The organism is Rhodoferax sp. SPJ4 (assembly GCF_058216275.1).
On sequence record NZ_JBYZMN010000001.1, the window covers coordinates 335,607 to 348,519 of the forward strand.

Here is a 12,913-nt window from a genome sequence, read left to right on the forward strand (position 1 = left end):
ATGGCCACTTTCCGTCAGCTGCTCTTGCCCGCTCTGCTTTGCCTGGCGTCCAGCCAGGCCTGGCCGCAGGCCAACGGGCTGAAAAGCCTGGAGACCTTTGTCAAGACCACCCAGTCCGGCCAGGCCAATTTCACCCAGACCGTGACTGTGCCGGCCCGCGACGGCCAGCCCGCCAAGGTGAAAACCTCCACCGGCACCTTTGCCTTCCAGCGGCCCCACCGTTTCCGCTTCCACTACACCAAGCCTTTCGAGCAGACCATCGTCGCCGACGGCCAGACGCTGTGGCTGTTCGATGTCGACCTGAACCAGGTCACCGCTCGCAAGCAGGCCCAGGTGCTGGGCAGCACGCCGGCGGCGCTGATCGCCTCGGCGCCCGACCTGAAGGCCTTGCAGGCCGATTTCACCTTGAAGGCCGCGCCCGACAAGGACGGCCTGCAGTGGGTGGACGCCACCCCCAAGGCCAAGGACGGCCAACTGCAGGGGGTGCGGGTGGGCTTCAAGCCCGGCGTCAGCGAGCTGGCGGCGCTGGAAATTCTGGACAGCTTTGGTCAGCGTTCGCTGATCGCCTTCAGCCAGGTCGAGGTCAACCCCAGCCTGGCCAAAGACGCCTTTGTCTTCAAGCCCCCGGCCGGGGCCGACGTGATCCGGCCATGAACACCCGGGCGGCCGGCGCGGCGGCGCCGCCCATTCCCCTGGCCGAAACCCTGCGGCCGCACAGCCTGGGTGAGGTGGTGGGCCAGCAGCAGCTGCTGGGGCCGGACATGCCGCTTCGCATCGCCTTCGAGTCGGGCCGGCCGCACAGCTGCATCCTCTGGGGCCCGCCGGGCACCGGCAAAACCACCATCGCCCGGCTGATGGCCCGCGCCTTTGACGCGCATTTCATCGCCATCAGCGCGGTGCTGGGTGGCGTCAAAGACATCCGCGAGGCAGTCGAGCAGGCCCAGGTCTGGCGCGGCCAGGGCCGCGGCACCATCGTGTTCGTGGACGAGGTGCACCGCTTCAACAAAAGCCAGCAGGACGCCTTTCTGCCGCATGTGGAAAGCGGGCTGTTCGTGTTTGTCGGCGCCACCACCGAGAACCCCTCGTTCGAGGTCAACAGCGCCTTGCTGTCGCGCGCCGCGGTCTATGTGCTGCAGGCCCTCAGCCCGGCCGACCTGACGCAGTTGCTGCACCGCGCGGTGGCCAGCGGCGCCGTGCCACCCCTGGCAGCAGACGCCGCCCAGCGGCTGGTGGCCTATGCCGACGGCGACGCCCGGCGTTTGCTCAACACCCTGGAGACGCTGGCGGTGGCGGCGCAGCGCGAGGCCCTGGCCGAACTGTCCGACGCCTGGCTGCTGCAGGTGCTGGGCGAACGGCTGCGCCGCTACGACAAGGGCGGCGAGCAGTTCTATGACAGCATCAGCGCGCTGCACAAGGCCATCCGCGGCTCCAACCCCGACGCCTCGCTGTACTGGTTCGCCCGTATGCTGGACGGTGGCGCCGACCCGCGCTACCTGGGCCGGCGGCTGGTGCGCATGGCCAGCGAAGACATCGGCCTGGCAGACCCGCGGGCGCTGCGGGTGGTACTGGACGCGCTGGACGCCTACGAGCGCCTGGGCTCGCCCGAGGGCGAACTGGCCTTGGCCCAGGCGGTGGTGTACCTGGCAGTGGCGGCCAAGAGCAACGCCGTCTACAGCGCTTTCAAGGCGGCGCAAGCGGCGGTCAAGGCCCATGGCTCGGCACCCGTACCCATGCATTTGCGCAACGCGCCCACCCGGTTGATGAAAGACCTGGGCCACGGCCACGCCTACCGCTATGCCCACGACGAGCCCCATGCCTATGCGGCGGGCGAACATTACCTGCCCGAGGGCCTGAACCTGTCGCTGTACCAGCCCAGCGACCGCGGGCTGGAGGCCCGCATCGCCGACAAGCTGGCCTTTCTGCGCGGCCTGGACGAGGCCGCCGGCAAAGCCCCCAGGCGCTGAGCCGGCCGGCCCGGCGCGGCGGCCACCCCGTGTCAGAATGCGGGCCATGGAGTTCGACGTGCTGTTGCAGCAGATCATCAATGGCCTGGTGCTGGGCAGCATGTACGCCTTGGTGGCGCTGGGCTACACCATGGTCTACGGCATCATCAACCTGATCAATTTCGCCCATGGCGAGGTGCTGATGGTGGGCGCGCTGACCAGCTGGAGCGTGATTGGCCTGATGCAGGACGCCGCCCCCGGCAGCCCCGGCTGGCTGGTGCTGCTGCTGGCGCTGGCGATTGCCTGTGTGGTGGCCTCGCTGCTCAATTTCACCATCGAAAAAATCGCCTACCGGCCGCTGCGCAACGCGCCCAAGCTGGCCCCGCTGATCACCGCCATCGGCATGTCCATCCTGCTGCAGACGATGGCCATGATCGTCTGGAAGCCCAACTACAAACCCTATCCCACGCTGCTGCCCGGTGACCCGCTGGAGATCGGCGGCGCGGTGATCACACCCACCCAGGTGCTGATTCTGGGCGTCACCGCGGTCTCGCTGGCGGCGCTGATGTGGGTGGTGCACGGCACCCGGCTGGGCCGGGCGATGCGGGCCACCGCCGAGAACCCCCGGGTGGCGGCGCTGATGGGCGTCAAGCCCGATGTGGTGATCTCGGCCACCTTTGTCATTGGTGCGGTGCTGGCCGCGATCGCCGGCGTGATGTACGCGTCCAACTACGGCACGGTGCAGCACAGCATGGGTTTCTTGCCGGGCCTGAAGGCCTTCACCGCTGCGGTGTTCGGCGGCATCGGCAACCTGGGCGGGGCGGTGCTGGGCGGCATTCTGCTGGGGCTGATCGAGTCCATCGGCTCGGGCTACATCGGCACGCTCACCGGCGGGGTGCTGGGCAGCAACTACGCCGACATCTTTGCCTTCATCGTGCTGATCGTGGTGCTCACGCTGCGGCCATCCGGCCTGCTGGGCGAACGCGTGGCGGACCGGGCCTGACGCGCCATGGCCCACCGCAAACCCCTGTTGATCCTGGCCGGTGCGCTGGCCCTGCTGGTGTTGCCGCTGCTGCTGCAAACGGTTGGCAACGCCTGGGTGCGGATGGCCGACCTGGCCCTGCTGTACGTGATGCTGGCGCTGGGCCTGAACATCGTGGTCGGTTATGCCGGCCTGCTGGACCTGGGCTTCGTGGCCTTTTTCGCCATTGGCGCCTACATGTTCGGCCTGCTGGCCTCGCCCCAGCTCACCGACAACTTTCCGGCGCTGGCGGCGCTGTTTCCTGGCGGCTTGCACACGCCGCTGTGGGCGGTGATTCCGCTCGGGGCCGGGCTGGCCGGGTTGTTTGGCCTTCTGCTGGGTGCGCCCACGCTGCGGCTGCGCGGCGACTACCTGGCCATCGTCACGCTGGGTTTTGGCGAGATCATCCGGGTGTTTCTGAACAACCTGGACCACCCGGTCAACATCACCAACGGGCCGCGCGGCATCGGCCAGATCGACAGCGTGAGTTTTTTCGGTCTGGACCTGGGCAAGCGGCTGACCGTGGGCGGCCTCGAGCTGGCCTCGGTCACCCTGTACTACTACCTGTTCCTGGCACTGGTGGTGGTGAGTTTGCTGGTCTGTTCCCGGCTGGAGCGCTCGCGCATCGGCCGGGCCTGGATGGCGATTCGCGAGGACGAGATCGCTGCCAAGGCCATGGGCATCAACACCCGCAACATGAAGCTGCTGGCCTTTGGCATGGGCGCCACCTTCGGCGGTGTGGCCGGCGCGATGTTCGGCGCCTTCCAGGGCTTTGTGTCGCCCGAATCCTTCAGCCTGATGGAGTCGGTGATGGTGGTGGCCATGGTGGTGCTGGGCGGCATTGGCCATTTGCCCGGCGTGGTGCTGGGCGCGGTGCTGTTGTCCGTTTTGCCCGAGGCGCTGCGCTACGTGGGCAGCCCCTTGCAGGCGCTGACCGACGGCCGCATTGACGCCGCCATCCTGCGCCAGTTGTTGATCGCGCTGGCCATGATTGGCATCATGCTGCTGCGGCCGCGCGGCCTGTGGCCGGCGCCGCAGCATGGGAAAGCGCCCCCAGGACCCCGCACACCATGAGCGTGGACGCGGCAGACCTGGTGCTGGCGGTGGCCGGCGTGTCCAAACGATTTGGCGGCCTGCAGGCGCTGAGCGACGTGGGCCTGCGCATCAGCCGTGGCCAAATCTATGGCCTGATCGGCCCCAACGGCGCCGGCAAAACCACCTTCTTCAATGTGATCACCGGGCTCTACACCCCGGACAGCGGCAGCTTCAGCCTGGCCGGCAAGTCCTACCAGCCCAGCGCGGTGCACCGGGTGGCCAAGGCCGGCATCGCCCGCACCTTCCAGAACATCCGGCTGTTCGCCGACATGACGGCCTTGGAGAACGTCATGGTGGGTCGCCATGTGCGCACCGGCTCCGGCCTGTTCGGTGCGGTGTTCCGCACCCCCGGTTTCCGCGCCGAAGAGGCCGCCATTGCGCAGCGCGCCCAGGAGCTGCTGGACTACGTAGGCATCGGCCAGCTCGCCCAGCAGCGCGCCCGCACGCTCAGCTATGGTGACCAGCGCCGGCTGGAGCTGGCCCGCGCGCTGGCCACCGATCCGCAGTTGATCGCGCTGGACGAGCCGGCGGCCGGCATGAACGCCACAGAAAAAGTGGCCTTGCGGGCCTTGATCGACCGCATCCGCCACGATGGCCGCACCATTCTGCTGATCGAGCACGACGTCAAGCTGGTCATGGGCCTGTGTGACCGGGTCACGGTGCTGGACCATGGCAAGGCGATCGCCGAGGGCACGCCGGCCGAAGTCCAGCAAAACCCCAAGGTCATCGAGGCCTACCTGGGCCATGGCCCGGGCGGGGTGCCGGTGCCTGCGGGTGCGGTTTTCGACGAGGACGAGGCATGAGCGCGCCACTGTTGTCGGTGCGTGGCCTGGCGGTGTCCTATGGCGGCATCCAGGCCGTCAAAGGCATCGACCTGGCCGTGTTTCCCGGCGAGCTGGTGACGCTGATCGGCTCCAACGGCGCCGGCAAAACCACCACCATGAACGCCATCACAGGCAGTCTGTCGGTGGCGGCCGGGCAGATCGACTACCAGGGCCAACCGGTCCTGGGCCGCGGACCCTGGGACCTGGTGGCCCAGGGGCTGGCCATGGTGCCGGAAGGGCGGGGCGTGTTCACCCGCATGACCATCCTGGAAAACCTGCAGATGGGCGCCTACGTGCGGCGCGACAAGGCCGGCATCGCGGCCGACCTGGAACAGGTGTTCACCACCTTTCCGCGGCTGAAGGAGCGCCGTGCTCAGCTGGCCGGCACGCTGTCCGGCGGCGAGCAGCAGATGCTGGCCATGGGCCGGGCGCTGATGGGCCGGCCCCGTCTGCTGCTGCTTGATGAGCCGTCGATGGGGCTGGCGCCGCTGATGGTGGACAAGATTTTCGAGGTCATCCAGCGCGTCTCGGCCCAGGGCGTGACGGTGCTGCTGGTGGAGCAGAACGCCAGCCGCGCGCTGGCGATCGCCGACCGGGCCTATGTGATGGAGTCGGGGCTGGTGACCATGTCCGGGCCGGCCAGCGAGATGCTGCAGGACCCCCGGGTCCGGGCGGCCTACCTGGGCGAGTAGCCCCACACGCAGCCAGTGCGCTGCTGTGGTCGCCTGGGTTCGAGGTCCGCTTGAGCAGACTGGTTCCAATGAAAAAAGCCCGCAGATGCGGGCTTTGGTTCAGGCGCGGCGCCAGGGCGGGCTGCGCTCAGCAGTTGCCCTTTTTCGCCTGGCCTGGCGGGCAGAAGCCACCCCCCTGGTGAGGCACGCCATTGCCACCGCGGCCGGTGTAGTAGCGCTCGCCGCGCGGGCCGTTGTGGGTTTGCCAGTACTGGGGGTCGCGGTAGGCGTAGCCATCCCAGTAGTAGCCCCGGGGGTCTCGCGTGCCGAAGGTGATGCTGACCCCCGGGGCCTGGATGCCAACATTCAGGTCGATGGCGGTGGCCAGCAAAGGCGATGTGGCCAGCGTCAAAATCAAGAGCAGTTTTTTCATGGGTGTGGAGCCTGGTGTTGGGCGTGGCAGGGAAGGGGTGGCGCCCCCGACAGGAATCGAACCTGTATCTGAGACTTAGGAGGTCCCCGTTCTGTCCATTGAACTACGGCGGCCAGCCCCAATGATTATCGCCGTTGGCGCTTGCGCGGCAACGGCGATGGGGGCGCAGGTTCTGGCGGGCAGAACCTGAGACACAGGGTGCGACTTAGCGCTGCAGGGCGCTGACGGCGCCAAGGTCATGGGCGCTGACGGCACGGCTGCCGGCCAGCGAGGCCACCACGTCGTGCGGGGTCAGGCCGGCCTTCTTCTGGTCGAAGTACTGGTCATAGCGGTGCACGAAGTCCTTGGCCTGGCCCAGCGGCAGGTGGCAGGCGCGGCAGGTGTTCAGGTCTTGCGGACCCTTGTCGCCGGTGGGGGTGTAGGCGCTGTAGATCCAGTTGCCGTTCTTCAGGGCTTCAGGCGCGGAAGCAGCCCAGCCTTCGTTCTTGCCCATCACGAACACCGCCAACAGGTTGCCCTTGACGAGGTTGCCGTCCGGGCCCTTCATCAGCGTGCCGTCGCCATTGGCCACGGCGGCGTAGTTTTCCATCACGAACACGGTGCCGTTCGGGAAGCCCTTCTCACGGGTGCCCTTCAGTGCCACGTCGTTCATGTAAATCTCGCGGATTTGCTTGGCGTCGGGACGCTGGATGTTGGAGAGGTACTTGGGCCAGCTCTTGTAGTTGGCGGGCTGGGCCAGTTGGCCATCGTTCAGGGGGGCGGTGGCGGGTGCGGACGCGCAGCCTGCCAAGACGGCCACCGCGACAGCGACCAGGGTCGAAGTGATTTTGAATGCCATGAGTAATTGTCCCTTATAGAGAGCGGGAGATACCGCTGAAAAATGATAATGAAAGTTCGTGAGCCGGACCTGAAATGGCCCGGTCAGCAACTCGCTGAGTCATGGTGTTGCCGATGGCTTACCGAATGCTTACCGGTGCACAAATGTTTACCGAATCAGGGTTTTCATACCCTCTTCGAGGCCCTTCAGCGTCAGTGGCACCATGCGGTTGCCCATCAGCTGCTGGACGATGGCGATGCTCTGGCGGTACTGCCACACGCCCTGGGGTTCGGGGTTGATCCAGACGAACTTGGGGAAGGCCTGGGTCAGGCGCTGCAGCCATTCCGAGCCGGCCTCGTCGTTGTTGTATTCCACACTGCCGCCGGGCTGCAGGATCTCGTAGGGTGACATGGTGGCGTCGCCGACAAAGATCAGCTTGTAGTCCTTGTTGTACTTGCGAATGATGTCAAAGGTGGCGAACTTCTCGGAAAAGCGCCGTTTGTTGTTCTTCCACATGAAGTCGTAGACGCAGTTGTGGAAGTAGTAAAACTCCAGGTGCTTGAACTCGGCCTTGGCGGCAGAGAACATTTCTTCCACCCGGGCGATGTGTTCGTCCATGGTGCCGCCGACGTCCATCAGCAGCAGCACCTTCACGTTGTTGTGGCGCTCCGGCACCATCTTGATGTCCAGCCAGCCAGCGTTGGCTGCGGTGGAGCGGATGGTGTCGTCCAGGTCCAGCTCTTCCACGCTGCCCTCGCGGGCGAATTTGCGCAGCCGGCGCAAGGCCACCTTGATGTTGCGTGTGCCCAACTCCTGGGTGTCGTCGTAGTCCTTGTAGGCGCGCTGGTCCCAGACCTTGACCGCGCTCTTGTTACGGCCCTTTTCCTGGCCGATGCGAATGCCCTGCGGATTGAAGCCGTTGGCGCCAAACGGGCTGGTGCCGCCGGTGCCAATCCACTTGCTGCCGCCTTCGTGGCGTTCTTTCTGTTCCTCGAAACGCTTTTTCAGCGTTTCCATCAGCTCGTCCCAGCCCATTTTCTCGATCTTGGCTTTTTCTTCCGGGCTCAGTTCCAGCTCCAGGTTTTTGCGCAGCCATTCCAGCGGCACGTCCTTGGTGAAGTCGGCCACCATTTCCACGCCCTTGAAATAGGCGGCAAAGGCGCGGTCGAACTTGTCGTAGTGCTTTTCGTCCTTCACCAGGGCCATGCGGCTCAGGTAATAGAAGTCGTCGATGTGGAAGCTGTTTTCGCTGGTCGGGCCGACCACGCCGGCTTTCAGCGCCTCGATCAGGGTCAGGTATTCCTTGACCGACACCGGCAGCTTGGCCGAACGCAGCGTGTAAAAGAAATCGATGAGCATGGCGATCTCCAGGTTTCAGGGGGTGGCGCGGGGGGCGTCCAGCAGCGACAGCAGCTGGGCCTTGGCCTCGGGCCATTCGCCCGCGCGCATGCTGTACATCACCGTGTCGCGGATGGTGCCGTCGCGGCGCAGTGCGTGGCCGCGGATCACGCCGTCTTTGTGGGCGCCCAGCCGTTCGATGGCGCGCTGCGAACGGAGGTTGAAGTTGTCGGTGCGCCAGCCCACCACATGGCAGCCCAGGGTTTCGAAGGCATGGCTCAGCATCAGCAGCTTGCAGGTGGTGTTGACATGGGTGCGTTGCCAGCGACTGGCGTACCAGGTGTAGCCAATCTCCACCCGCTTCACCGCGGGCAGGATGTCGTGGTAGCTGGTGCTGCCCATCACCTGGCCGGTGGCGGCGTCCAGCACCGCAAAAGCGAGCCGACTACCCTCCTCGTGCATGGCCAGCGCTGTGACAATGTACTGCCGGGTGTCTTGCGGTTCGGGCACCGAAGTGATGCGCAGCCGGTAGAGCTCACCGTCGGCCGCTGCGGCCTTCAGGCCGTCTTCGTGGGTCAGGGCCAGCGGCACCAGGGCGACGCCGCGCGCCTGCAGGGTGACGGGCGCCACAAAAGCCACGGCCCGGCCCTCACTTGTCGGTCTGGCGGGCCTGTCTGCGCCGCCAGGCGCGCGCCAGTTGCAGGCCCAGACCGCCCCCCAGGCCGACCAGCAAAATGCCGGCCAGGCTGCGGTTGCCATAACCTTCGGCAAAAATGTCAAAGCCCAGCCACTGGCCGATCCAGAAGCCGGCCAAGGCGCCGCCGACAAAGCCCACGGCATCGGCCACGCCTTCGATCAACAAGGGGTTCATCGTGCGCCCCTTCAGCGGTTGTGGCGTTGCATGAACACCAGCTTCTCGAACAAGGTCACGTCCTGCTCGTTCTTCAGCAAGGCCCCCACCAGCGGCGGCACGGCCACCTTGTCGTCCTTGCTTTGCAGGGCCTCGAGCGGAATGTCTTCGGCCACCAGCAGCTTGAGCCAGTCCAGCAGCTCTGAGGTCGAGGGTTTCTTCTTCAGGCCGGGCAGGTTGCGCACGTCGTAGAAGGTTTTCATCGCCGCCGCCAGCAGTTCTTGCTTCAGGCCGGGGAAATGCACGTCCACGATCTGCTGCATGGTGGTGGCGTCGGGGAACTTGATGAAGTGGAAAAAGCAGCGACGCAGAAAGGCGTCGGGCAGTTCCTTCTCGTTGTTGGAGGTGATGAAGACCAGCGGCCGGTGTTTGGCCCGGATCAGCTGGCGCGTCTCGTAGCAGTAGAACTCCATGCGGTCGATTTCGCGCAGCAGGTCGTTCGGAAACTCGATGTCGGCCTTGTCGATCTCGTCGATCAGCAGCGCCACCGGCTGCTCGGCGGTGAAGGCCTGCCACAACACGCCCTGCACGATGTAGTTGTGGATGTCCTTGACCTTTTCGTCACCCAGTTGCGAGTCGCGCAGCCGGCTGACCGCGTCGTACTCGTACAGGCCTTGCTGGGCCTTGGTGGTCGACTTGATGTGCCACTGCAGCAGCGGCATGTTCAGCGCGGCCGCCACCTCCTCGGCCAGCATGGTCTTGCCGGTGCCGGGTTCGCCTTTGACGAGCAGTGGGCGCTTCAGGGTGATGGCTGCGTTCACCGCGAGCATCAGGTCTTGCGTGGCGACGTAGGTCTGTGAGCCTTGGAATTTCATGGGCGGGTCAAAAAGAGCAGGGCTTGTGCCGGATATAATCATTGGCTGATTACACGTGTGATATTCCACAGGATTGTGCGCGCAAAATGAACAAGTTGTTGTCCACCGTATTTGCACTGGTTGTCGCCTCAGCGACCACCGTCTCCGTTCAGGCCCAGGAAGTCAAGGGCGACGCCAAGGCCGGCGAAAGCAAGATTGCCATGTGCATCGGCTGCCACGGCATCAAGGGCTATCAAGCCAGTTTCCCCGAGGTCTATAAGGTCCCGATGATCTCCGGCCAGAGCGCGTCCTACATCACGGCTGCGCTGGTGGCCTACAAGAAGGGCGAGCGCAAGCACCCCACCATGCGCGGCATCGCCGATTCGCTGTCTGACAAAGACATGGCCGACGTGGCCGCTTACTACAGCGCCCATGGTGTGGTGGAAGGCGCCGCTGTGGCGCCCAAGGCCGAGCCCACCGGCGCGGTGGCCGAATTGGTCAAGAAGGGCGCCTGCCTGTCTTGCCACGGCGACAACTTCAGCAAGCCGATTGCCCCCGGCTACCCCAAGGTCGCTGGCCAGCATGCCGACTACCTGTTTGTGGCGCTGAAGTCCTACAAGGTCGAGAACAACGCCAACGTGGGCCGTGCCAACGGCGTGATGGGTGGCATTGCCAAGCAGTTCTCCAACAACGAACTGAAAGAGCTGGCCAAGTACATCAGCAGCCTGGACGGCGAGCTGAAGGTGGTGCCGCAAAGCAAGTTCCGCTGAGTCCCCACCGCTCTCTGAAAAAGCCGCTCACCGAGCGGCTTTTTTGCGCCCGCTCAGTCCTCGGTGGCGCGGCGTTGTAAACACTCGATGTAGGCCTCGCCATCGGGCGGGCGGCCCGCACGCTGGGCCTCCCACAGCATCTGGCCCAGGCATTCCATGGCGTGGTGGTGGGCGTCGTGCAGCGAGTCGCAGCGCGCGGTCAGTAACTCCACCGCCTGGCGGATGCCGCGCGGCTGGTCGATCGAGCATTGTTCGCTGATCGACAAATGCATGGACAAATGCAAAAAGGGGTTGCTGGTGCCGCTGCCAGCGTCGTAGACGCGCGCCACCGCCGCGTCGGCATCGGCCAGGTCGGCGTGGTACTCGGGGTGTTCGGCGATCCACTGGCTGGCAATCGTTTCGATCGCCTCCAGCGGCGCCTGGGTTTGTGATTTGGCGTGGACGGCGCAGAAAAAGCGGCGCACATCGTCCTGGGAGGGGGCAAACATGGGCGGGAGCGTAGCATGCCCTGCGCCACGGACAGCGGCCATCACACCGTTATAGTGGGCACCGGTTGCCTTGCGATCCGGGCGCAAAGGTGGTCATTCCATTCCCCGGCAAGGAGCAGGTCATGGGCATTGTGCGCATTGTGGGTGTGATTCTTTTGGTGGCGGGTGTGGCCAGCTTTTTCACGGGCGGTTTCAGCTTCACCAAGGAGTCCACCGCCGCCAAGATCGGTGGCCTGGAGTTGACGATGAAGGAAAAGGAGTCGGTGTTGATCCCGCAGTGGCTCAGCATCGCTGCGGTGGTGGCCGGTGTGGCCGCCTTGGCCCTGGGCGGCCGCAAGGGCTGAAGCCGGCCCTCGCACAGCGCAGCCCTTGGCTGTGCCTCGGGGGTCAGGTTCGCCAGCCGGGGACCTGCCAGTTTCGCCACAGGGCCAGACCGCGCAGCCCGGCGGTCACCACCACACAGGCCAGCAGTGCCAGCCAGCCTGGCTGGCCCAGCGCCTGCAACGCCACCAGCACCCAGCCACCGGCAAAGGCGCAGACCGCATAGGGTCGGTGGTCGCGGAAGGCGGTGGGGATCTCGTTGCACACCATGTCGCGCAGCACGCCACCGAACACGCCGGTGATCACCCCCATCAGCACCGCCACCAGCGGCGGCAGGGCGCTTTGCAGCGCCTGGTCCACCCCCACCGCGGCAAACAAGCCCAGGCCCAGCGCGTCCGGCCACTGAATGGCGCGGGCGGTGGGCTCGAAATGGCGCTGGCGCAGCAACAGCATGGCCAGGCCACACAGCACCAGCACCGCCCACAGCAACTCCACATGGCGGACCCAGAAAAAGGGCCGCTGGTCCAGCAGCAGGTCGCGCAGCGTGCCGCCCCCAAAAGCGGCCAGAAACGCCACCACACAGACGCCCACCGCGTCCAGCCGCTTGCGGGCCGCCTCCATGCCGCCCGACAGCGCAAAGGCCAGCGTGGCCAGCACCTCCACGCCGGTGCGCAAGCCCGCCCACCACTGTTCCACATGATCCATGCGACGATTGTCGCGCCATGGCCCTGCCACTGATCACCGACCCTGTTTTTTACGCTGCCGCCATTCCGGCGGTGCTGTTGCTGGGAGTCAGTAAAAGTGGCTTTGGCGCCGGCTTTGGCTCGCTGGCTGTGCCCATGATCGCGCTGGTGGTCAGTGTGCCGCAGGCCGCGGCCATGCTGATGCCGGTGTTGTTGCTGATGGATGTGATGGGGTTGGCGGTGTTCCGGCGCGACTTCGATCGGGCGCTGCTGAAGTTTCTGATTCCGCTGGGCCTGCTGGGCACGGTGGTGGGGGCGCTGCTGTTCCGGCTGCTGGACGCCCACTGGGTGGCCGGTATCGTCGGGCTGTTGACTCTGCTGTTCCTGGCCCAGCGGCTGCTGTTTCCGCCGCGCGCCGACAGCCGGCCCTGGCCGCGCTGGGTGGGGGTGGTGCTGAGCATCACCGCCGGCTTCACCAGCTTTGTGGCCCATGCGGGCGGGCCGCCGGTCAACGCCTATGTGATCCCGATGAAGCTGTCACCGCTGAAATTCACCGCCACCATGGCAGCGTTCTTTTTCTGTGTGAACCTGTCCAAATGGCTGCCCTACTGGTGGCTGGGCCTGCTGGACGCGCGCAACATGGCCACCTCGCTGGCGCTGCTGCCCTTCGCCCCCATCGGTGTGCTGGCCGGCGCCTGGCTGACGCGGCGCATCCAGCCCGGCCTGTTCTACCAGTTGGTGTACGCCGGCATGCTGCTGACCGGGCTCAAGCTGGTGTGGGACGCTGCCCAGGCCTGGGTTTGAG

The 12,913-nt window shown here is 65.7% G+C and carries 17 protein-coding genes and 1 tRNA gene; 9 read left to right on the top strand and 9 right to left on the bottom strand.

Annotation, left to right across the window (positions count from 1 at the left end; genetic code table 11):
• Genes lolA through AC4BAR_RS01580 form a run of 6 tightly spaced genes read left to right on the top strand, consistent with a single transcriptional unit; the run spans position 1 to position 5,575 of the window.
• On the top strand, positions 1-654 hold the full coding sequence (lolA, locus tag AC4BAR_RS01555; RefSeq protein ID WP_490626057.1) for an outer membrane lipoprotein periplasmic chaperone LolA: 654 nt from the start codon (positions 1-3) through the stop codon (positions 652-654).
• Complete coding sequence (locus AC4BAR_RS01560; RefSeq protein WP_490626058.1) at positions 651-1,964, top strand: replication-associated recombination protein A; 1,314 nt, start codon at positions 651-653, stop codon at positions 1,962-1,964. Before lolA ends, AC4BAR_RS01560 begins: the two co-directional genes overlap by 4 nt.
• A 46-nt stretch (positions 1,965-2,010) precedes the next feature.
• Positions 2,011-2,946 (top strand): branched-chain amino acid ABC transporter permease, encoded by a 936-nt coding sequence (locus AC4BAR_RS01565; RefSeq protein WP_490626059.1) that lies wholly within the window; start codon positions 2,011-2,013, stop codon positions 2,944-2,946.
• A 6-nt stretch (positions 2,947-2,952) separates the two neighbouring features.
• The gene (locus tag AC4BAR_RS01570; protein WP_490626060.1) at positions 2,953-4,038 is read left to right on the top strand and encodes an ABC transporter permease subunit; all 1,086 of its coding nucleotides are present in this window, start codon (positions 2,953-2,955) and stop codon (positions 4,036-4,038) included.
• Positions 4,035-4,862 carry an ABC transporter ATP-binding protein gene (locus AC4BAR_RS01575; RefSeq protein ID WP_490626061.1) on the top strand — a complete coding sequence of 276 codons (828 nt, stop codon included), beginning with the start codon at positions 4,035-4,037 and terminating at the stop codon, positions 4,860-4,862. The genes AC4BAR_RS01570 and AC4BAR_RS01575 overlap by 4 nt, the downstream gene beginning before the upstream one ends.
• A complete protein-coding gene (locus tag AC4BAR_RS01580; RefSeq protein ID WP_490626062.1) occupies positions 4,859-5,575 on the top strand; it encodes an ABC transporter ATP-binding protein in 717 nt (238 codons plus the stop codon). Before AC4BAR_RS01575 ends, AC4BAR_RS01580 begins: the two co-directional genes overlap by 4 nt.
• 127 nt (positions 5,576-5,702) lie before the next feature.
• Here the strand turns inward: AC4BAR_RS01580 and AC4BAR_RS01585 are convergent, their stop codons facing one another.
• The 7 genes from AC4BAR_RS01585 to AC4BAR_RS01615 all read right to left on the bottom strand — a co-directional run bounded on the left by AC4BAR_RS01585 (position 5,703) and on the right by AC4BAR_RS01615 (position 9,867).
• Positions 5,703-5,987, bottom strand: a complete 285-nt coding sequence (locus tag AC4BAR_RS01585; RefSeq protein ID WP_490626063.1) for a DUF2502 domain-containing protein — start codon at positions 5,985-5,987, stop codon at positions 5,703-5,705.
• Positions 5,988-6,025: 38 nt separating this feature from the next.
• Positions 6,026-6,100, bottom strand: a tRNA-Arg gene (locus AC4BAR_RS01590).
• A gap of 92 nt (positions 6,101-6,192) precedes the next feature.
• The gene (locus tag AC4BAR_RS01595; protein WP_490626064.1) at positions 6,193-6,825 is read right to left on the bottom strand and encodes a cytochrome P460 family protein; all 633 of its coding nucleotides are present in this window, start codon (positions 6,823-6,825) and stop codon (positions 6,193-6,195) included.
• Between the two features lie 147 nt (positions 6,826-6,972).
• Positions 6,973-8,163 (bottom strand): vWA domain-containing protein, encoded by a 1,191-nt coding sequence (locus AC4BAR_RS01600; protein WP_490626065.1) that lies wholly within the window; start codon positions 8,161-8,163, stop codon positions 6,973-6,975.
• 15 nt (positions 8,164-8,178) lie between these two features.
• Positions 8,179-8,781, bottom strand: coding sequence for a GNAT family N-acetyltransferase (locus AC4BAR_RS01605; protein WP_490626066.1), 603 nt, complete (start codon positions 8,779-8,781; stop codon positions 8,179-8,181).
• A 10-nt stretch (positions 8,782-8,791) separates the two neighbouring features.
• On the bottom strand, positions 8,792-9,013 hold the full coding sequence (locus AC4BAR_RS01610) for a hypothetical protein (protein WP_490626067.1): 222 nt from the start codon (positions 9,011-9,013) through the stop codon (positions 8,792-8,794).
• A gap of 11 nt (positions 9,014-9,024) precedes the next feature.
• The gene (locus AC4BAR_RS01615) at positions 9,025-9,867 is read right to left on the bottom strand and encodes an AAA family ATPase (RefSeq protein WP_490626068.1); all 843 of its coding nucleotides are present in this window, start codon (positions 9,865-9,867) and stop codon (positions 9,025-9,027) included.
• Positions 9,868-9,953: 86 nt separating this feature from the next.
• On the opposite strand from AC4BAR_RS01615, the gene AC4BAR_RS01620 reads away from it, so the two are divergent.
• Complete coding sequence (locus AC4BAR_RS01620; RefSeq protein WP_490626069.1) at positions 9,954-10,616, top strand: c-type cytochrome; 663 nt, start codon at positions 9,954-9,956, stop codon at positions 10,614-10,616.
• 53 nt (positions 10,617-10,669) lie between these two features.
• On the opposite strand, the gene AC4BAR_RS01625 is transcribed toward AC4BAR_RS01620, so the two are convergent.
• A complete protein-coding gene (locus AC4BAR_RS01625) occupies positions 10,670-11,104 on the bottom strand; it encodes a DUF1841 family protein (RefSeq protein ID WP_490626070.1) in 435 nt (144 codons plus the stop codon).
• 122 nt (positions 11,105-11,226) lie between these two features.
• Here AC4BAR_RS01625 and AC4BAR_RS01630 point away from each other — a divergent pair, with 122 nt between their 5' ends.
• Complete coding sequence (locus tag AC4BAR_RS01630) at positions 11,227-11,448, top strand: hypothetical protein (protein ID WP_490626071.1); 222 nt, start codon at positions 11,227-11,229, stop codon at positions 11,446-11,448.
• A 43-nt stretch (positions 11,449-11,491) separates the two neighbouring features.
• Here AC4BAR_RS01630 and AC4BAR_RS01635 read toward each other — a convergent pair whose 3' ends face one another.
• On the bottom strand, positions 11,492-12,130 hold the full coding sequence (locus AC4BAR_RS01635; RefSeq protein WP_490626072.1) for a trimeric intracellular cation channel family protein: 639 nt from the start codon (positions 12,128-12,130) through the stop codon (positions 11,492-11,494).
• 17 nt (positions 12,131-12,147) lie between these two features.
• On the opposite strand from AC4BAR_RS01635, the gene AC4BAR_RS01640 reads away from it, so the two are divergent.
• Positions 12,148-12,912 carry a sulfite exporter TauE/SafE family protein gene (locus tag AC4BAR_RS01640; RefSeq protein ID WP_490626073.1) on the top strand — a complete coding sequence of 255 codons (765 nt, stop codon included), beginning with the start codon at positions 12,148-12,150 and terminating at the stop codon, positions 12,910-12,912.
• Position 12,913 lies beyond the last annotated feature (1 nt).